20 protein-coding genes and 1 tRNA gene are annotated in these 18,077 nt (G+C 70.3%); 12 read left to right on the top strand and 9 right to left on the bottom strand.

Annotated features, from left to right (window positions below):
- Positions 1-33: 33 nt before the first annotated feature.
- The 8 genes from ABEA87_RS26650 (at position 34) to ABEA87_RS26615 (ending at position 5,499) form a co-directional block, all read left to right on the top strand.
- A complete protein-coding gene (locus tag ABEA87_RS26650) occupies positions 34-585 on the top strand; it encodes a TetR/AcrR family transcriptional regulator (RefSeq protein WP_345634102.1) in 552 nt (183 codons plus the stop codon).
- An 895-nt stretch (positions 586-1,480) separates the two neighbouring features.
- A complete protein-coding gene (locus ABEA87_RS26645; RefSeq protein ID WP_345634100.1) occupies positions 1,481-2,056 on the top strand; it encodes a dihydrofolate reductase family protein in 576 nt (191 codons plus the stop codon).
- A 244-nt stretch (positions 2,057-2,300) separates the two neighbouring features.
- Positions 2,301-2,960 (top strand): hypothetical protein, encoded by a 660-nt coding sequence (locus tag ABEA87_RS26640; RefSeq protein ID WP_345634098.1) that lies wholly within the window; start codon positions 2,301-2,303, stop codon positions 2,958-2,960.
- 281 nt (positions 2,961-3,241) lie between these two features.
- Positions 3,242-3,439 (top strand): UTRA domain-containing protein, encoded by a 198-nt coding sequence (locus ABEA87_RS26635; protein ID WP_345634096.1) that lies wholly within the window; start codon positions 3,242-3,244, stop codon positions 3,437-3,439.
- Between the two features lie 59 nt (positions 3,440-3,498).
- On the top strand, positions 3,499-3,651 hold the full coding sequence (locus ABEA87_RS26630) for a hypothetical protein (protein ID WP_345634094.1): 153 nt from the start codon (positions 3,499-3,501) through the stop codon (positions 3,649-3,651).
- Positions 3,652-4,047: 396 nt separating this feature from the next.
- On the top strand, positions 4,048-4,251 hold the full coding sequence (locus tag ABEA87_RS26625) for a hypothetical protein (protein ID WP_345634092.1): 204 nt from the start codon (positions 4,048-4,050) through the stop codon (positions 4,249-4,251).
- 376 nt (positions 4,252-4,627) lie between these two features.
- Positions 4,628-4,777, top strand: a complete 150-nt coding sequence (locus ABEA87_RS26620) for an excisionase (protein WP_345634090.1) — start codon at positions 4,628-4,630, stop codon at positions 4,775-4,777.
- Positions 4,774-5,499: a hypothetical protein gene (locus ABEA87_RS26615; RefSeq protein ID WP_345634088.1), complete on the top strand. Its 726-nt coding sequence runs from the start codon at positions 4,774-4,776 to the stop codon at positions 5,497-5,499. Before ABEA87_RS26620 ends, ABEA87_RS26615 begins: the two co-directional genes overlap by 4 nt.
- Positions 5,500-5,872: 373 nt before the next feature.
- Here the strand turns inward: ABEA87_RS26615 and ABEA87_RS26610 are convergent, their stop codons facing one another.
- The 4 genes from ABEA87_RS26610 to ABEA87_RS26595 form a co-directional block, all read right to left on the bottom strand.
- Positions 5,873-6,346 carry a YcxB family protein gene (locus ABEA87_RS26610; RefSeq protein WP_345634085.1) on the bottom strand — a complete coding sequence of 158 codons (474 nt, stop codon included), beginning with the start codon at positions 6,344-6,346 and terminating at the stop codon, positions 5,873-5,875.
- A 339-nt stretch (positions 6,347-6,685) separates the two neighbouring features.
- A tRNA-Arg gene (locus tag ABEA87_RS26605) sits at positions 6,686-6,758 on the bottom strand.
- A gap of 61 nt (positions 6,759-6,819) precedes the next feature.
- On the bottom strand, positions 6,820-7,455 hold the full coding sequence (locus ABEA87_RS26600) for a CG0192-related protein (protein ID WP_345634083.1): 636 nt from the start codon (positions 7,453-7,455) through the stop codon (positions 6,820-6,822).
- 51 nt (positions 7,456-7,506) lie between these two features.
- A complete protein-coding gene (locus ABEA87_RS26595) occupies positions 7,507-8,316 on the bottom strand; it encodes a nucleotidyltransferase domain-containing protein (RefSeq protein WP_345634081.1) in 810 nt (269 codons plus the stop codon).
- 162 nt (positions 8,317-8,478) lie between these two features.
- Here ABEA87_RS26595 and ABEA87_RS26590 point away from each other — a divergent pair, with 162 nt between their 5' ends.
- From ABEA87_RS26590 to ABEA87_RS26580, 3 genes are all read left to right on the top strand, one after another.
- Positions 8,479-8,925 carry a hypothetical protein gene (locus tag ABEA87_RS26590; RefSeq protein WP_345634079.1) on the top strand — a complete coding sequence of 149 codons (447 nt, stop codon included), beginning with the start codon at positions 8,479-8,481 and terminating at the stop codon, positions 8,923-8,925.
- Positions 8,926-8,979: 54 nt separating this feature from the next.
- Positions 8,980-9,327, top strand: coding sequence for a winged helix-turn-helix domain-containing protein (locus ABEA87_RS26585; protein WP_345634078.1), 348 nt, complete (start codon positions 8,980-8,982; stop codon positions 9,325-9,327).
- Positions 9,328-9,530: 203 nt separating this feature from the next.
- Positions 9,531-10,808, top strand: coding sequence for a lysylphosphatidylglycerol synthase transmembrane domain-containing protein (locus ABEA87_RS26580; RefSeq protein WP_345634077.1), 1,278 nt, complete (start codon positions 9,531-9,533; stop codon positions 10,806-10,808).
- Here the strand turns inward: ABEA87_RS26580 and ABEA87_RS26575 are convergent, their stop codons facing one another.
- The 3 genes from ABEA87_RS26575 to ABEA87_RS26565 form a co-directional block, all read right to left on the bottom strand.
- Positions 10,809-11,447: an NADPH-dependent F420 reductase gene (locus tag ABEA87_RS26575; RefSeq protein WP_345634076.1), complete on the bottom strand. Its 639-nt coding sequence runs from the start codon at positions 11,445-11,447 to the stop codon at positions 10,809-10,811. It abuts the gene before it with no gap.
- 163 nt (positions 11,448-11,610) lie between these two features.
- Positions 11,611-12,801 (bottom strand): molybdopterin molybdotransferase MoeA, encoded by a 1,191-nt coding sequence (locus tag ABEA87_RS26570; RefSeq protein ID WP_345634075.1) that lies wholly within the window; start codon positions 12,799-12,801, stop codon positions 11,611-11,613.
- Entirely contained in the window at positions 12,798-13,886 is a 1,089-nt protein-coding gene (locus tag ABEA87_RS26565; protein ID WP_345634072.1) for a class I SAM-dependent methyltransferase, read from the bottom strand. The genes ABEA87_RS26570 and ABEA87_RS26565 overlap by 4 nt, the downstream gene beginning before the upstream one ends.
- A gap of 233 nt (positions 13,887-14,119) precedes the next feature.
- Between ABEA87_RS26565 and ABEA87_RS42720 the strand changes: the two genes are divergently transcribed.
- Positions 14,120-15,679 (top strand): M28 family metallopeptidase, encoded by a 1,560-nt coding sequence (locus tag ABEA87_RS42720; RefSeq protein WP_425570959.1) that lies wholly within the window; start codon positions 14,120-14,122, stop codon positions 15,677-15,679.
- Between the two features lie 58 nt (positions 15,680-15,737).
- On the opposite strand, the gene ABEA87_RS26550 is transcribed toward ABEA87_RS42720, so the two are convergent.
- Positions 15,738-17,270 (bottom strand): alkaline phosphatase family protein, encoded by a 1,533-nt coding sequence (locus tag ABEA87_RS26550; protein ID WP_345634070.1) that lies wholly within the window; start codon positions 17,268-17,270, stop codon positions 15,738-15,740.
- A 95-nt stretch (positions 17,271-17,365) separates the two neighbouring features.
- Positions 17,366-17,836, bottom strand: coding sequence for a nuclear transport factor 2 family protein (locus tag ABEA87_RS26545; RefSeq protein WP_345634068.1), 471 nt, complete (start codon positions 17,834-17,836; stop codon positions 17,366-17,368).
- Positions 17,837-18,077: the final 241 nt, after the last annotated feature.

Genomic DNA, 18,077 nt, shown 5'->3' with positions numbered 1-18,077 from the left:
CGTATCTTGTCAATGACCAGATACGCTTCTCGGATGGCCCGCACGTACCATCACGGAAACCTGCGCCCGGTTCTGCTCGCCACGGCCGCAGAGGCGATCGAACAGGACGGCCCGGCGGCGTTGAGCCTGCGCGACCTGGCCCGCCGTGCGGGCGTATCGCACGCCGCGCCCGCCCACCACTTCGGCGACAAGGCGGGCCTGCTCACGGCGCTCGCCACCGAGGGGTACGACCTGCTCGCCGAGGCGGTCGGGGCGGCCGACGACATAGTCGAGGCGGGCCTGGCCTATATCCGGTTCGCGGTTGAGCACCGGGGACACTTCGAGGTGATGTTCCAGCCCGACCTCTACCGCAACGACGACCCCGACGTCGTTGCCGCGCGGGAACGGGCGGGTCGGGCCCTGACGGACGCGCTCGCGGCACTGCCGGAACCGCCTACCGCCAAGGAGGGCCGGGCGGCCCGGCTCGCGGCCTGGTCGATCGTGCACGGCTTCGCCGGACTGTGGATCGGCGGCGTCCTGCCGGCCGACCTCGGCGACGATCCAGCGGCGGCGGCCCGTCCCGTCATCAGTCGACTGTTCCAATAACGGACGCCCCCGGCGTCCGGTCGCGGGACGCTCGGAATCCGCCGGGACCCTCTTGATAGGCACAGAACCTGACGCCGGCAAACCGCGTCTTGGGGGGCATGATGACACGACGACCGCCTCATGGAGCGGATCCGCGACGAGCCGACCGGTCCCGCTGGCGAGCCGGAGCAAGGGTGCGGCCGTGACAGGGGTGGGCCCGCCCAGCGCCGAGGAGGAGTTCGCGGGGGGCCAAATGATCATTAGCTCGGTTAGAGGGCACGGACCGCACCCTCGGATGCCGGCGGGTAGACCGGGGCGTCTCTTGTTGCAGCCCGGAAGGCCGGGCACCATGGTACGACTGCCTCAGCGCACGAACGAAACCGGCGGAACTGGCAAGTCGATGACGACGAAGAAATCGGGTGCGCCGCTGCGTACACCTGAGGCTCCGCAGCAGGCGACGTTCCTGGAACTGTTGTTCGACCCGCCGACACTCTGACCTCTCGACGTTCCCGCTGGTCAGGTGCCGTCTTAGCTGATCTTCGAGGTGCCCCCGGCAAGATTCGGACGCGCGACACACGGTTCAGGCAGGGGCTAGCGTCGAGCCGGCCTCGGGTACCGCGACCTGGGCCGACAGCGGCAGGTGCTACTTGTCCGCCCTTGATCATTCCGCGTATCCTCCGGATCTTGCGAATGTCGCCGCAGCGGCGCGTTCGCTGCGTTACTCCCGCTCTCACCCTGAAGTTGGAAGCCGTGGCTCACGTCGCCCGTCCCGCTGCTGACCGGGCCGTCGACCAACGCCACGGACGCCGCGTCCCCGCTGATTTTTCCGCGGTTGACGTCAAGACGGCCAGGCCGGCACCGACCCTCTCGTGACGGCGCCGGGACGGCCGCGCCGATGGAACGAGGGAGGCTCGCGGTGAGCAAGGTAGTGCTGGATGTAGCGATGTCCCTGGACGGATTCACGACCGGACCGAATGTCAGGCAGGACGAGCCCATGGGGGACGGCGGCGAGCGGTTGCATGAATGGATGTGGAAGGCCGGGAACGGGGCGGACAGCGAGGTCGACGTCAGCTTCAGCCCAACGAACGCGATAGTGGGTGCTGCCATCATCGGACGGCACACCTTCGACCTTGGCGTGGGCAGCTGGGGCGGCACACCATGGCCCGGCGTCCCGACTTTCGTGGTCACCCACCGGACCAGGGAGGACCTGCTCGGCGACAACGGCGGGACGTTCGCCTTCGACGGGCTGTCGGCCGCGGCCCGGCGCGCCAGGGATGCCGCCGGGGACAAGGATGTCCTGGTGCTGGGTGCGCATGTCGCCGGGCAGCTGTTGCGGGCGGGCCTGCTCGATGAGGTGCGCATCCATCTCGTTCCGTTGTTGCTGGGGAAGGGCACGCCGCTGTTCGCCGGGGAACAGGCCGACCTGATCCCGGAAGGAAAACCCGTCGCAGGGTCCGTGACCCACCTGCGCTACCGCGTCGCTAAGCCCTGACGCCCTTAGCAGGCTCCGTAGGCCCTTCGGGGACGTTCCGGCTGCGCTCGACAGGGCGCTCTGATGCTAGTGCCGCGTCAGGCAACCTTTGCCTCGTCGTATGGGCGAGGTCCGCCCCACCACCCACGGTGGCGAATCGCTCGACCGCCACCCCGCGGCGAGGATCCACAACTTACGCCCAACCAGGCATAGGTTGGTGGACACGGCACTAGCCTGTCCCAGTCCTGAATGGAGCGGCAACCGAATGATCGTCGAGACCCTGCCCTCTTCGTCCGGGGCATGGCTGCGCAGGGTGCTCAGCGAGGCATCGGGGCGAGACCGCGCCGACCGAAAAGATTTCCTCGTCGAGACCTACGTGGCGACCTGTCAGGGCGAACCGGAGCTCGGCTACATCGGTCGCACCTGGGTAAGCCGCGGCGCCGGTTACTGGGTCAGGCGCAGCGCGGCCACGTTCGCCTACTTCCTGCTCGGGGTCTTCATCGGCACCCTGTGCCTCGGCCTGGGCCCCGATCTCCTCTTCAACCGCCAGTACAGCTTCAATACTCACCTGCCCCTGACGCTGAAGATCCTCATCCTCGTCGTCTGGTATGCGCCCGCAGTTGTCGCATACCTGGGTATGTACCACCGCTTGGTCCTGTGCGGTTTTTCGCGCGACCGATTCTCGCAGGGACCGCACCTCGGATCCCTGACCGGCCGGGTACTGATTCCCCTGGCATTGCCGTTCCTGTCCGTGGCCGGCGGACTCGTCCTCGCGATGTTCACCTCCACTCTCCGCGCCGATTTCCCAGGTGAAGCCGTCGCCCGCGAGGCCCGGCGCCGCTATCGCAAGCACCAGGACGCTGTGGATGCCCAGCGCCGCGAGGCGAAGGCCCGGGGCAGGACGAAGACCCGACCGCACAGGTGACAGCCGCAGCAGCGGTCCCGTCGGGGCCTGCTGGCCCATCGATCACGACACGTTCCACGCGCTGCGGCGGGCGCCGGCCACGGCCTGGTCCTCGTCGCCGTTGCCACCGATCTCCACGGCGCTCTAGCTGCGCGAGGGGACTCTGGTGTATGAACGGCGGCGCCGTACCGTGTTGGAGTTCAGCCCGGTCGACCTGGTCTCGACGTTCGTCGAGGTCGGGACCGACGCCACGAAGCCGGACCCGATACCCGACGGCCTGCGGGAACACATCGAGCTGCGGCGTGGCCTGCGCGCGCGAGTGGCTGACCACGCGCAGGCCAACCGAGGAAGAGGCGAGACTACTCGACATCGATCCGGGAGACCCGGTGCTGAGCCTGGGCATCGCGGTCCACCAGGCGTCCGGGGAACCGATCATTGCGTCGGTCGCAGTGCTGCCCGGCGGTCGGCACGAGATCGAGGACACGTACCCGCTCCGGTAGTTTCGTCACGGTTGACGGCGCGGATGGCTAGTTGCATCGACGGGTCTTAATCTGAGCGAATGGCGGAACTTCCGGGGTTCGAGACGGCGTTGGCGCGGCTGGCTGAGCATCGTGAACTCGACGTCTACGCGCTGTCCCGGGCGGCCGCGGTGCCGGAAGCCGAACTTGCGGCGGTACTTGACGGTGCCAGGCCGAGCGAAGCGCTGATCTGAGGGCTTGCGCCCGTACTCCAGCTACACACGTCGGATCTGTTCGTCCTGGCAGGACTGGCCGTACCGGACGACCTGACGCCTTTGGACGCGGAGGCCGGTCACCTGATCGATTGGATTTTCGGCAGGGTCTCTCACTCGTCAAGACAGGTACGTCGGTTACGCAAATTCGTGCGGTCGTTGCCCCAGCAACCCCGCGCGGAACCGTTCCCGCCGCCACCGGCGCAGCGCCAGTTTCCGCCCGGCCCGGGCGCCCTGGTCCTGGGCCTCCTACGCAATCGAAACCTGGATTGGTCGGGGGCGGTTCGCGCCCTGGTCCTAGCTGACGAGAGGTTCTGCTTCTCGGCGGTCACGATTCGAGTCATCGGACAAGGAAGGAAGGAACTCACCCCTGAGCTGGTGGCCGCTCTCGCGACCGTGCTTGGCATTCCGGCCAATGACCTGGCCGCCCTGACCGGCGTCGACCCGACCAACGGCACCCGAGATCCTTGGTGTCCGGCGGTGACCGAGGTGGCCAAGCTCATTTGGGATCTTCGACGCCTCACCCGCGGCCAGATGCGAGAGGTTGAGAGCCAGGCGATCGCCATGAGCAAACGAGCTTGAGGCGAGGCTCACCAGCGCCATAGCTCGAGCCGTTTCGATCAAGGTGATCGCCCCGGCCCGGCCCGTACCGCCGGAAGTCCGCGGTTCCCGGCTACCCGCCGGCGGTGGGTCTGGTGCTCGTGCCCGCGCCGCCGACGGCCGGTGCAAGGGCGGCCAGAAGTGCCGGGCCCGGTTGGCGCACTCGACGCACGGCACGGGCATCCGGCCGGCCAGCGCGCCGGCGCAGCGCTGAACCCGTTTCACCACGCGGGGCGGACCCCATCTCGCCAAAGAAAACGCCCGCCCCGCGTTCCCCAACCCCCCTCGTAGGAAGGGCTGTTGATGCCCACCGTAGCGGAACTCGCCCGGGTCACGACCCGGAACGGGGCAGTGTGGCGTGCCTGTACGTCCTGCGCGGCGTACGTTCTACCGCTGGCGGGAACTCGGCGTCGTACCGGAGCGCCTCCGGCTGCCCAATGAAGAGCTGCGGGTGTGGCGTAGCGAGTTCCGGGCCTGGCTGGAGCAACTGCGGGACCGGGCCGCGTGAAGTCTCGGGACGTACGGGTCTGGGATATCGGGCCCAACAAGGGGCAGGGCAAGAAGCGGACCTACACCGCCCGGTGGATCGTGGCCGGGCGGGAGACGTCCAAAACGTTCATGACCCGTGCCCTGGGGGACAACTTCCGCTCGGACCTGATGCGGGCGATCAACAAGGGCGAGAGCTTCGGCACCGGCTCGGGTCTGCCGGACTCGATGGTGGAGGCGAAGGAGGCGACCAGCTGGCTGGAGTTCGCGCAGTCGTACGTGAGCATGAAGTGGCCTGGGGCGGCGGCGAGGTCGCGGGACAGGCACAACGAGCGCGGGCTGAAGCATCGCGGCGAGGATGAGCCGCGGGTAGTGCCCATCCCGCCGGAGCTGGTGGCGATCCTGCGCTGGCACATCGAGCGGTACGGCGTAACGCCGGACGGCCGGCTGTTCGGTAGCGAGCGGGACAACGTGGTGAGCGCGTCGAACTCCCCCGGTCTGGGAGGAGGCTCGCACGTTCGGACTGACTCCGCGTCAGGTCGCCCCGCCGCTGGCCGGCCGGCCCTACGACCTGCGGCACGCGGCCCTGTCGCTGTGGCTGAACGCCGGCGTCCAGGCGACCGACGCCGCCGAACCTGCCGGCAACTCGGTCGACGTGCTGCCAAGGTGTACGCCAAGTGCCTCGACGGCCAGGAGGCGACCATCAACCGACGAATCGAGGCCGCGTTGGGAGAGGCGGCATGAGTTGTCCGGACAGTAAGCCCTGTCTGGATCGCCTGCCGTTCAGCCATCCTTGGCGTACCAGACGTTTGTTCCGGTCGACATCGCGGTCTGGGGCCGACGTCACGAAGCCGGACCCGATCCCCCGCGGCCTGCGGGCGCACATCGAACGGCGGCGCGGACTGCGCGGGGACTACGCGCACGAGTGGCTGACCACCCGCAAACCGACCGAAGACGAGGCAAAGCTTTCGGCATCGACCCCGGCGACCTGGTGCTCAGCCTGGTCATCGCCGTACACCAGGCATCCGGGGAACCGATCCTCGCGTCGGTCGCGGTGCTGCCCGGCAGCCGTCACGAGATCGAGGGCACGTACCCCGCTGCGGTAGTTCCATTGCCGTCAGGCGGCCACGGAGCGCGAAGCGACGATGTTGTCGATCGCGGCCTGCTGCGCATCGTCGAAGGCGGCTCGGGGGAGGAACGCCGCGAACTTCCGGTCGCGGTAGAACAACCAGAACTCTGGCGTCGACTCCACCCGGTCGAATATCGCCCATCGCAAGGCGACGGTGGACAGCTCCGTCCGGACCTCATATCCATCGCCGGTGAACCGTAACGTCGCCGGCGCGCGCAGCAAGACGGCCATCCGGCGGAACAGGCGTCGGTACGCCCACGCACCGGCGATCGGAGAGGCGATGGCTCCGGCGACCATCCCGGCAGTGGCAGCGAAGGCACCCACCGATGCGCAGATCGCTGCCGCCCCGAGGAGGAATGCCGGCATTCCCCAGCGAAGCAGCCGTATCCCGCGCCGCAAGCCCCGCTTGAACGCCCGGGTCACCTCACCGGCACTAAGTTGGTACTCCACCGTGAATTCCACCGGGCGATGTTAGATCATCGCAGCAATGCCCTCGATAGGCGAGATCAGCTCCTGCAGGCCACACGAGCGCGGCAAGGTCGAAGCCGATCAAGCACGCGACAAGGAGACCGGGAGCGGATCTGGACCGCATCCCGATGAACATGCCCGGCGCCGCAACGGCGGCTGTTCCGCAGCGAGCGGGACAACGTGGTGAGCGCGTCGAACTCCCCCAAGATCCATTCCGCGTATTCCGCGATCATCGACAAACAGCCACTCAGGACGGCCTACGGCTGCCTACGGTGGATCATGGGATGAGAAAGGTTTCCGCTGGTCAGGTGCCATTTTGGCTGATCTTCGAGGTGCCCCCGGCAGGATTCGAACCTGCGACACACGGTTTAGGAAACCGTTGCTCTATCCCCTGAGCTACGAGGGCGACGCGCACCAGGGTACCCGGCGGCGGGTACCGATTCACGTCAGGGCATGCCGGGCCTAGGTCAGGCCGGCCGGGCGTACGCCAGCAGGGCCGGCATGCTCTGGCCGTCCCACGTGCCGGTCAAAGCGACCTCGGCAGACGGGGTGTCGTCGCCGACGATTCGCACCACAGCCAGCGCCACCGAGTCAGTCTCGATGAGCGTGGGGTCCTCGTCGACCACCCGACGAACCGCGGCGACGGTCGGCACCCCGGCGCCGTTCGCGCCACTGCCGGCCACGAACATGTCGGGCTGGCGGGGGGTCTGCCGGCCGTCGGCCGCCTGCTTGAATTCCTCCGCCTGTCCCGTACCGGCGAACATGGCGCTCGCCAGCGCCGCGACGTAGACCGGGTCGCCACACGCGTCGTACACCCAGCGCGGGCCCAGCACGGAGTGCTCCATGGTGCCGACGAGCCAGTCGTCGCCACCCTCCAGCGGAGCGCCACGGTACGTGAGCGGGACGTGGTGGATCGGCCCGTCGCCGGCCCGCACGAGGATCGTCTCGACGCCGACCTCGCCGGCCGGGTCGTCGAAGCGGCAGGCCGCCACGCGCGTGAGTTCGGCACCGGCCTGCTCCTGGTACCAGGAACGGCCGGGCAGCCAGGCCGACAGGAGTTCGAGCTTGGTGGGATGGATTTGCGCTTCGTGTACCACGGCCATGGGTCGCATCGTAGAGGTGCCGCGGTGCGGCCTTCCCGAAGGGCACCCGGGCTACGGTAGGGCGCGGTCGATTTCGGCGAAAAGGTCGCGCGGCACGACGAATCCGTGGCGCCACGCGAGTTCGGTCCAGTACCGGCGCCCGTGCCGCCACGCGGCGCGCAGTGCGGCGCGGATTTCGTCGGGCTGGGCGGGGCTGGTGGTACCGCGAAGTTCCGCGATCGTGGGTGCGGGCAGCTCCGCCTCGGCGCCGCGCGAGGGGGTCAACCAGTGATCGGTGCGCTCCTGGCTCAGCCGGGCCATCCACAGCAGGTGCCGGTGTGCGTGCCCCAGGGCGTCCCAGGCGCGGAGGGTCTCGCCGCGGTTGCCGACGTGGTGGGCGAGCACCAGCCAGTTGGCGAACCGGCCGCACAGCGTCTCGATTTCGTCGCCGGTGTGCGGAATGGTCGGCCGCGGGGGCACCGATTCCAGGGCCGGGCGGAGCCTTCCGCTCCGGTCGACCAGGATCATCCGCTCGACCGGTGCGCCCCTCGCCGGCCAGGTGCGCACGATCGGGATGTCGTCGCTGGTGACGAAGTGGAATTCGCCGCGCACCAGACCGGGGAAGAACACCACGTCGGTGCCGAACTCGTTGCGTACCAGCTGGGAGAACGGCGCCACCCGCGCGCACCAGGATGACGGCTGCACGCCTTCTCGCGAATCCGGCCCGAGGTGCTCGGGCCGGAAGAACAGCCAGAACTCGACGTCGCTGTGTTCGTCGGCCTCGCCGGCCGCGAAGGAACCGTACATCAGCGCGGCGTCGAGCCGCTCGTCGGCGACGCAGAGTTCCCTGACCCGGGCGATGAGCCGCTCCTGCACCAGCACCGCGCCACGGTACCGGCCGGGCCGCCGGGCGCGCTCGGCATTTTGTCGGGCGGCGAAACGGCACGGTCAACCGCCGAGGTTGGGGCTACGGTGGCATCGGGTGGGTCGTCGCGGAACGGGACGGCCCAGGTTCGCGGGACCACGCGACGGCGGAGGTGGCGGATGAATCGCCCCGAAGAGTGGCGCATTGAGGCCGACGACGAGTGGCTGGCGGCGCACTCATCGGACAGTTTCGCTCGGCTGCGGCACCGGTTCCGGGGGATCGGGGGGATGGGCGAGGCCGTCTCGAACGCGGAGCTGGGCCCGTTCGGTGGAGCGCCGCGCAAGCCGGAGACTCGGATCCACCGCAAGACGTACGCGGTGGTGCGGTACGCCGAGCGTCGGGTGGCGTACACGACCATCCACGTGGACGTGCGCCCGTGCCCGAGGTGCCGGCGGCGCCTGGCTCTGGTGTTGCAGCGGATCGTCTTCGTGCGGGAGCGCGGCGGGCGGTTGATGGTCGGCACGGTCCGGATGTGCCGCTACTGCCAGGCCGACTCGTGGATGTTCCGATCGCACATGCCGTCGGCGGCGAGGGCGCGGCGGCGCGGATACAAGGTGGTGCTCTAGCCTCAGTTCGCTAGCGGATGGAACGTATCTACGTAGGCATGTATGGTGATGCCCATGACTGACTCCGTTCGCGCCTGGCGCGTCCTGTTCGAGGATCTCTGCAGGCTGATCCGGTCCGGCCGGCTCGTTCCGGGCGACCGCCTGCCGTCAGAGACGGCGCTCATCGCGCAGACCGGCCTGAGTCGCACGACCGTGCGCCAGGCCATCGGGCAACTGCGCTCGGTCGGCCTCGTGTCTACCCTGGCCCCGAAGGGCACCTTCGTGCTCGGCACCCCAGACCCGGTGCGGCTCATGGCCGGCGAATCCGTCACCGCCGAGGCCGCGCTGACCCTCACCCGCGCCGACGGTTCGACCGCGCTGCTGCCCGCCGGCACACCAATCGTCTGCGCCGCGACCCGCTGATCCCCACCGTTTCGCCCCCGGGCGCCGACGGGCGCCGCCCCTAAGCGCTTCGGGCACCCGGCGGCGGCCGGGAACCGCCAGGGGCGGCTCGCGGGCGGACACCGGCATGCTTGACCGGCGTCATCGTGGGTACGGGCATGCCAGCTATCCAAACCGCCCACGGAGGTTGCGTTGCCGAACGGACGGCCGCGACAGCCGGATCCATGACCGCCGGCCGGGCGAGGGCGAACACCGGCCGCGCGGCGCGCCCGGCGCGCCGCCGGGGCCCGCACCCGGGGCGCCGCTGGCGCAGGGTGGCCCTGCTCGCCATCACGGTGGCGATTCTGGTGGTCGTGGCGGTTGGCGTCTTTCCCCGGTTCGCCAACTACGCCCAGGCGTGGGGAGCGATCGAGCGGATCCCGGCACCGTACCTCGCCGGGCTCGCCGGGGCGGCCGCGCTCAACGTGGGGGTGGGTGCCTGGCCGCTGCAGGCCGCGCTGCCCGGGCTGCGCTACCGTCCGGCCTTTGTCGTGGGACAGACGTCGTTCGCCCTGAGCAACGCGATACCGGCCGGTGGCGCGATCGGGCTGGGCGTGGAGTACGACATGCTGGAGTCGTACGGCTTCGGCGGTGGGCAGGCGGCGAGCGCGGCGGCGATCTCCAGTATTTTCAACGTGTTCGCCACGCTCGTCATGCCGGTCCTGGGCGTGCTGGCGCTGCTCATCGTCGGCGAGGTGCGGTGGCATTTCGTGCTGATCGCGGTCGCCGGGGTGCTGAGCGTGGGCGTGGCCATCGGCGCGTTCACGGTGGTCCTGCGCAGCGAGCGGGGCGCACGCTCGGTGGGGCGCCTGGCGGACCGGCTGCTGAATCCGGTGCTGCGGCGCCTACCCAAGCACCGCACCATCGACACCACCAGCCGGATACTCGGCTTCCGGACCAGCGTGGTCGACGTGATGAGGACGCGCTCTCCGGCGGTGGCCGGATCGACGCTGCTGCCGCAGTTCACGTCGTGGCTGGTCCTGCTGCTCGCCCTGCGCGGTCTGGAGCAGGGCGCCCACACGAACTTCAAGCTCACCTGGCCGGAGTCGCTGGCGGCGTTCTCGTTCGCCGTGGTGGTGTCGTTCATCCCGATCACCGCCGGGGGCTTGGGCACGGTGGACGCGGTCCTCACCGGGCTGCTTGCCGCGTTCGGCGCCACCGGCAGCGACGCCCTGGCCACCGACCTCGTGTGGCGTACCGGCACGTTCGTCCCGCAGGTGCTGGTCGGTGCGCTGATGTTTCTGCTGTGGCAGACGTCGTCCGGGCGCCGTCGGCACGCACCCGCCGGCCCCCGCGACGACCAGGGCAGCCGCGGCGACCCGGGCAGCCGCGGCGACCCGGGCAGGCACGACGACCCGGGCAGGCACGACGACCCGGGCAGGCACGGCGAATCGGGCCCGCGCAGCGACTCGGGCCCGCGCGACGGCCAGGGCGACCGCGGCGGGCCCGATCGGGCCGGGTAGCTACGACACGATTTTGATGGCGCTCTGCTGGTTGAGGCCGAGCGGCTGCTGCATGGTCATGTGCAGGAACTCCATCGCCTCCAGCTCCCGGGAGCGGCGCAGCGGCCCCACGTCCATGGGGTGCATGTCGGTGGAGGACACGAACTGCGCCACCGTCGACTTCGCGTCATCGTCGTCGCCGGCGATCAACACGTCCAGCCGCTCGCCGCCGCCCTCGCCGGCCTCCAGCAGGTCGGCGAAGATGGTGTTGAACGCCTTCACCACCCGTACCGACCCGCCGGCTGCCTGCTGGATCTCCTCGGCGGCGGAGCTTCCCGCCGGTACCGTCAGGGAGTCGAAGGTCGACATGTCGACCGGATTGGCGATGTCCACGACTATCTGGTCATCGAGCTCGTTGCCTGCGGACTGGACGATCTCCTGCCCCGCCGGGTAGTGCACGGCCAGCACGTTCAGGTCGGCCTGCCCGACGCTCTCCCCCACCCCGATGTCGGCGCCGCTGAACCGCTGGCGGAGGTCGGTCACCAGGGCACGCGCGTGGTCCAGGTTCGGGTTGATGATGCGTACCTGATGGTCCCCGAACGCCGCTCTCGCGGCGATGGCCCGGGCCATGTTTCCGGAACCTACGATGTTGAGCAGCATGTCGCGTCTCCTGACTCGAACCGATGGCGTGCCTCCGCTGAGGTCGTTCCCCGAAAACGGTCCGTGATGCACGCACGCCGCCGGCCGCGCCGACCGGGCTTGGCCGGCCCGGGCACGCCGGTGGCGCCGATCCGGGCGCCCGGGCGGATAGGCCCCGGCGGCGTCAGCGCAGGACGATCAGGCCGGTCGGGGTGGTGGGTGTCCAGCCGGGCTCGATGATGGCCAGCGCATCGGCCAGGGCGGCCGCGCCGAGATATCCCGACCGGTCGTGCGCGACGACCACCGCACTGCCGGCGCCCCAGCGCACCGGCACCAGCCGGGTCTGTCCGGGCAGCGGCCGAGTCGCCCCGGAGACCAATGCGCTCGGCAGCTCCGGCAGGCCGCGCCCGGTCAGCCCCGCGATCAGCGGCTGCGGCAGGGTGTACGCGGCGACCAGGGCCGCGAACGGGTTGCCCGGCAGCCCCACGGCCCAGCGGGCGCCGCCCAGCTCGGCGAGCAGTTGCGGGCGCCCGGGGCGGCAGGCCACCCCGTCCACGTGGACGGTCGCGGCGAGGCGGGACAGGGCGGCGTGCAGGTGGTCGGCCGGGCCGACGGATGAGGAGCCGCAGACGATGACGACCTCCTCCGCCGCGCCGGCCATAGCGGCGGTCAACGGTCCGGCCGTGTCGTCGATCAGGTCCAGCCCGGTCACTTCGGCGCCGAACCCGGCCAGTAGCGGTGGCAGCAGTGGGCCGAGGGCGTCGCGCACCTGGCCCGGCCCGGGGATCCCGGCGCGCACGATCTCGTCCCCCGTCAGCAGCACCCGCACCCGGGGCGGTCGCGCCACGGTGAGGGTGTCCAGCCCGGCGCTCGCCGCCAGGCCCATGACCGCCGGCGTGACCGGGCCGCCGGCGGACACCAGCAGGTCGCCGGGCGAGGCGTCCTCTCCCCTGCGGCGGATGTGCTCGCGGCCCACGGCCGGGGCGCTGACCAGATTCCCGGCACGGTCGGCGTCCTCGTACGGCACGACCCGGTCGGCACCGGCCGGGACCGGGGCGCCGGTGGCGATCTCGACGGCGGTACGGTCGCGCAGCGCGCCGGGATCCGGGCAGCCGGCCAGTATCCGGCCGGTCACGCGCCACGGTCCCCCGCCGCGTACCGCGTAGCCGTCCATCGCGGAGTTGTCGAAGCCGGGGACCGCGGCGCGGGCGAGCACCGGCGCGGCCAGGGCCCGCCCGGCGGCGCCGGCCAGCGGCACCTCCTGCGGCGGCAGCGGCGCGGGCAGCCGGTTGGCCAGTGCCCGGGCCCGGCCCCAGGGCAGCATCCGGCCCTCGGCGGGCGCGACGCTGCCGCCGGCCGGAACGGCTGCCGTCATCGCAATCCCGACCGGGCGGCCAGGGCCAGGAAGCGGTGCGGCGGGTCGTCGTAGTCGGTCAGCGTCCAGCCGGCGTCGGCGAGCAGCTGATCCAGGCACGGGCGGCCGAGCGCCTCGTCCTCGCGCAGGCTGCGGCCGTGGCGTGCGGCCTGGGCGGCCCGCCCGGACGGGTGGAACAGGATCAGCCGCCCGCCGGGGCGGGTCACCCGGGCCAGTTCGGCGAGGCCCACCGCGGGGTCGGGCAGGTGCTGGATGAGGCCCGCGGCGAATATCGCGTCGACGCTGCCGTCGACCAGCGGCAGGTGGCGGGCGTCGCCGAGCAGCAGCGCCGCGGCCGGCTCGGTGCTGTCGCCGGCGACCGTGAGCATGTGCGGGGTCAGGTCCACGCCGATCACGGCACCGCCCGGACCGACCGCGGCGCGCAGCGCCTCCATGGCCCGGCCGGTGCCGCAGCCGACGTCGACCACGGTGGCACCGGCCGGAATGGCGGCCTGGTCGATGGCCTGGGCGTAGGCGGGCAGGTCACGGCCGAACTTGTGGTCCCAGGTGGCGGCCCGGGCCGCGAAGAACGCTCGGGTCTCGGTGAGATAGACCCGTTCGCTGGCGTGCTCGAGGTGGGTGGCGACGCGCCTGATGACCGGCCAGGTCGGGTCGTGGTAGTCCACCACGACGTCGGCGGCGTGCTCGGCGTCGCCGTACCCGTGGTGGGCGTGGGCGTCCGGCGGGGTACGCAGGTAGATGACGAGGTCCCGGCGTCCGGTGGGCGGCCCGTCCCCGTGTGGTGGGCCGTCGGCGACCACCACGGTGACGGCGGCCTGATCGGCGCGCCACAGGTCGCGGTCGATCAGCGGCGCGGGGTCCGGCAGCCGGGCGCAGGGCTGACCGCGGGCGTACACGGCCTCGGCCAGCTCGTCGGCGAGATGGCCACCGTGCCTGGTCGCGTCGTGGATGACCACAAGGGGAACCGTACCGCTGGATCGGCAGACGATGTCGGCGAGCGTGTCAATGACCACCGACCGGCGGTGCCGGCGCTGGTCTTCGTCGGGGATGGCGCGGGTACGCGGGATCTCCGCTGGTGCGGACATACGACTAAGAATGCAACTGCTGGCCAGTTATTCGCAACGACGCAGACTTTGCTAGGGCATCAGCCTTATCAGGCTAGCAACTGCGAGGGTATTTCAAAGGCTCCGGAACAGCTCGAGGCGCCGGACCCGAAGAAAATCTTGAATCGAGCATTGTCTATTTGCGGAGCCCCCGGCAGCATGCGAGCCAGAGGCGGCGGCCCTTCCGGCCGCCGCGCGAAAAGGAGGCGATACCGTTGCCCCGGTTCACGATCACGCAACGACGCGCGATCACACTGATCGCGGCCGGCACGCTGGCCCTGGCCGTCGCGTCACCGGCGCCGGCCGCGACGGCCGCGAGCGCGGGCGACCCGACCAGGCTCGCCGGCAGGCTCGTGAAGGCCGTCCACGTCGACAACATCAATCGTCATCTGATCGCACTGCAACGCATCGCCGAGACCAACGGCGGGATCCGCGCGGCGAGCACGCCCGGCCACCTCGCGTCGGCCCAGTACATCGCCGACAAGCTGACCGCGGCCGGCTACCTGGTGCGGATCCAGGAGTTCGAGTTCCCGTTCACACAGACCCTCGCGCAGAGCGCCGCCGAGGTTTCCCCGACGGCCAGGACGCTGAGCCCGATAGTCATGCAGTACTCACCGAACACGCCCGAGGGCGGGCTCACAGCACCGTTGACCGCACTGCCCGGCCTCGCCGCCGATGCCACGCCGGGCTGCGAGCCGGCCGACTTCACGAGCGACTACGCCGGTACCGTCGTGCTGATCCAGCGCGGCTCGTGCCCGTTCCAGCAGAAGCACGACAACGCCCTCGCCGCCGGCGCGGCCGGCGTGCTGGTCTACAACAACGCGGAGGTGCCGACCGACCCGATCAGCGGGCGGCTCACCGACGCCGCCAGCGGCCGCATCCCGATCGCCGGCATCCCGCGCGGGGAGGGCGAATCCCTGGCCGCGGACGTGGCCGCGGGACCGGTGACGGTCACCATGGAACTGCGGGTGCTCAGCGAGCTGCGCACCACCCGCAACGTCATCGCCGAGACGCGCGGCGGACGCGCGGACAACGTCGTGATGTCCGGCGCCCACCTCGACAGCGTCACCGAGGGGCCGGGCATCAACGACAACGGTTCCGGCTCCGCCACCCAGCTGGAGGTCGCGCTGCAGTTGGCCAACCAGAAGGTGACCAACAAGGTGCGCTTCGCGTGGTGGTCGGCCGAGGAGTTCGGCCTGCTCGGCTCGCAGTACTACGTGTCCCAGCTGAGCTTCGAACAGCAGCTGGACATCGCGCTGTACCTCAACTTCGACATGGTCGCGTCGCCGAACTACGCCCGGTTCATCTACGACGGCGACGACTCCGACGGCGTCGGCTCCGGCCCGGGACCGTACGGCTCGGCGCAGATCGAGAGCGTCTTCGCGCAGTACCTCGACGGCCAGGGCCTGGCGCATGAGGGCACCGACTTCGACGGCCGCTCGGACTACGGCCCGTTCATCGCGGTGGCCATCCCGTCCGGTGGCCTGTTCACCGGCGCGGAGGTGCGCAAGACCGCGGCCGAGGCCGCGATCTACGGCGGTACCGCGGGTGAGCCGTTCGACTCGTGCTACCACCAGGCCTGCGACAATCTGGGCAACATCAACCGTACGGTACTGGCACAGAGTGCCGCGGCGATCGCCTGGACGATCGGACTGTTCGCCATTGACACCTCCGCCGTCAATGGCAACGGAAGCGTCGCCGCGCGGCGGGCCCGCGCCGCCGCGGCGACCTCGGCGCGGTTCGCCGCGCGCGGGGCGGCCGGCGTGACCGGCTGATCCCGACACCGCCGGATGAGGAGCCCGGGGCCCCTCATCCGGCGGTCCGGCCGACGGTCTAGCGGCCGTGTTCCTTGCGGAATTCGCGGCCGAACGCGTCCATGCCCGCACCCGGATACCCGGACCGGTGCTGCTGGCCGCGCCCGTGCGGGGGCTTCCCGACGTGCTTCGGGGCCGGCGACTTGGACTGCACGCTGTGCGCGCCGCAGATCGCGTCCGCGTCGTTGACCGGCCCGAGCACCTGCGCGCTGGTCGGGATGGCGCCGGTGGGAACCGGACGCCTCGGCTTCTTGTCGAGCACCTGCCCCAGGTCCTCGGCGTGCTTGTCCCGGGCGGCGATCGGCTGCAGGCCGAAGGTGGATTCGATCAGCTTCAGCGTCGAGGCGTGCTCGAACGGTCCCTTGTGGACAACCTTGGCCGGAGCCAGGTTGGACACCACGATCGCCGGGACCCGGAAGCCGAGCTGCCGGTAGTCGGGTACCAGCCGACCCTCGGTCGGCGTGGACTCGTCCCCGGTGTGGTCGACGCTCGACGGGTCGGTGTCGTCGACGACCCGCGGCGGCGGTACGTGGTCGTAGAAGCCACCCCACTCGTCGAAGGTCACGACGAACACCGTGTTGTCGAGGTATCCCGCGTTCGCCAGGGCGTGATAGGTGTCGGCGATGAACCGCTCACCGAGCCGGATGTCCGCCAGCGGGTGGTCGTCGGCTGAGGTGCCGTTGCCCTCGGAGTCGAAGGCCGGGTCGATGAAGCTGACGTTGGGCAGGTTCCCGGCGGCCACGGTGTCGATGAACGACGGCGTGGTGACCGGGATGCCGAGGTCGTCGATGTCGCCGGCCGCGAACGGGTGCCAGAACGGAAGGTACTTCAGGCCCCACAGCGCCAGGAACGGCGAGTCGCGGAAGAAGTACCCTCCGGTGGGGACGCCCTGGGTGTTGGGGATCGGCGACAGCTGGTCCCAGATGGTCGGCAGCGTCGAGATGTTGGTCGAGTTGTGGTCCCGGTCAGTGCGCGCCGCGTGCTGGTAGAACCGGTTCGGGAAGGTCTCCCCGGCGAACGAGCAGAAGTAGCGGTCCAGCACCGTGTAGTGCTCGGCGAGCGCACCGATCACCGGCAGGTCGGGGATCGCCTTGTGCCGGCGGTGCTCGTCGAGGTTCGTGTAGTAGCCGATCGGGAAGGTGTTGGCGTCGGCCATGACGACCCCGGGGTTGTCGGCCGGGGTGGTGGGCCGCTGCAGGAACCCATCCAGCTTGCCGCCGTTGTGCTGGACCAGGAACCCTTCCCAGCTGTGGTCGGGGTCGGTGTATCCGCAGCCCTGGAAGTCGGGGGCCAGCGGGTAGTTGGGGTAGACGTTGCCGTCCGCGGACCGGAACGTCAGGTCGTGACGGCCGTCCGCACCTGGCACCCAGCCGAGGAAATGGTCGAAGGAACGGTTCTCCATCATGAGAACCACCACGTGCTCGATTCCGTTCGAGCCGTGCGGGAAGTGGGCCGGCGTGGCGCTGGCCGCTGCCTGGGAGAGCAGCTCCGCACCGGTGGCGGCCACTCCGGAGGCACCGATGAGCTGAAGCAACATGCGACGTGTCAGCATGGGCCTCAGCGTGGGCGACGGCCATAAACACCAGGGCGGTGCCGCGTGGCGACACGATGACGCCAAGGTGATCAGCGGCTACCCCGACGCGACGGCTACAGACCGAGGTCCTCCAGGCCGGGGTGGTCCTCCGGGCGCGGGCCGGAACTGTCCCAGTGGTACAGCCGGTCAGACTCGGAGATGGGCAGGTCGTTGATGCTGGCGATGCGCCGACGCATGAGGCCGTGCTCGTCGAACTCCCAGTTCTCGTTGCCGTACGACCGGAACCACTGCCCCGACGCGTCGTGCGATTCGTACGCGAACCGTACGGCTATCCGGTTCTCCCGGAATGCCCACAGCGCCTTGATGAGGCGGTAGTCGAGTTCCCGGCTCCACTTCGTGGTGAGGAACTCAACGATCCCGTCGCGGCCGTTGATGAACTGGTCACGGTTGCGCCACGCGCTGTCAACGGTGTACGCGAGGGCCACCTTCTGAGGATCGCGCGTGTTCCACGCGTTCTCCGCCATGCGTACCTTCTGGATGGCGGTTTCCTCGGTGAACGGCGGCAGTGGCGGCCTGTCTTCCATGGTGCCCTCGGGTTCCTCGCTGCTCGATCCGCTTACGGCTGCTCAATCCGTCACGGCTGCCCAATCACTGCGGCGCGGTGCCTGACGACTCCGGCGCCCGCCAACCGATGTTAAGTCGTCGCCGGCCGCCGCCGGCCGTGATCACCACCACCGCATGCAGCCCGGCCGGCGCGTCGCCACGCCCATTCCCCTCCCGGTCGGCGTCGGCGGGCGACGGGTCGCGGGGTGGCCGCCTTGACAC

The sequence above is a fragment of the Rugosimonospora acidiphila genome (genome assembly GCF_039543385.1).
In the GTDB taxonomy this organism is placed as follows: domain Bacteria; phylum Actinomycetota; class Actinomycetes; order Mycobacteriales; family Micromonosporaceae; genus Rugosimonospora; species Rugosimonospora acidiphila.
Note: the sequence above shows the minus strand (reverse complement) of the source record. Positions and strands in the feature narration are given on the sequence as shown.

Coding starts and splice junctions, on each gene's coding strand:
- ABEA87_RS26585 (WP_345634078.1), top strand. CDS start 8,980: ATGACTGACTCCGTTCGCGCCTGGCGCGTCCTGTTCGAGGATCTCTGC.
- ABEA87_RS26575 (WP_345634076.1), bottom strand. CDS start 11,447: ATGCTGCTCAACATCGTAGGTTCCGGAAACATGGCCCGGGCCATCGCC.
- ABEA87_RS26590 (WP_345634079.1), top strand. CDS start 8,479: ATGAATCGCCCCGAAGAGTGGCGCATTGAGGCCGACGACGAGTGGCTG.
- ABEA87_RS26640 (WP_345634098.1), top strand. CDS start 2,301: ATGATCGTCGAGACCCTGCCCTCTTCGTCCGGGGCATGGCTGCGCAGG.
- ABEA87_RS26650 (WP_345634102.1), top strand. CDS start 34: ATGGCCCGCACGTACCATCACGGAAACCTGCGCCCGGTTCTGCTCGCC.
- ABEA87_RS26570 (WP_345634075.1), bottom strand. CDS start 12,801: ATGACGGCAGCCGTTCCGGCCGGCGGCAGCGTCGCGCCCGCCGAGGGC.
- ABEA87_RS26565 (WP_345634072.1), bottom strand. CDS start 13,886: ATGTCCGCACCAGCGGAGATCCCGCGTACCCGCGCCATCCCCGACGAA.
- ABEA87_RS26630 (WP_345634094.1), top strand. CDS start 3,499: ATGGCGGAACTTCCGGGGTTCGAGACGGCGTTGGCGCGGCTGGCTGAG.
- ABEA87_RS26545 (WP_345634068.1), bottom strand. CDS start 17,836: ATGGAAGACAGGCCGCCACTGCCGCCGTTCACCGAGGAAACCGCCATC.
- ABEA87_RS26550 (WP_345634070.1), bottom strand. CDS start 17,270: ATGCTGACACGTCGCATGTTGCTTCAGCTCATCGGTGCCTCCGGAGTG.
- ABEA87_RS26580 (WP_345634077.1), top strand. CDS start 9,531: ATGACCGCCGGCCGGGCGAGGGCGAACACCGGCCGCGCGGCGCGCCCG.
- ABEA87_RS26600 (WP_345634083.1), bottom strand. CDS start 7,455: ATGGCCGTGGTACACGAAGCGCAAATCCATCCCACCAAGCTCGAACTC.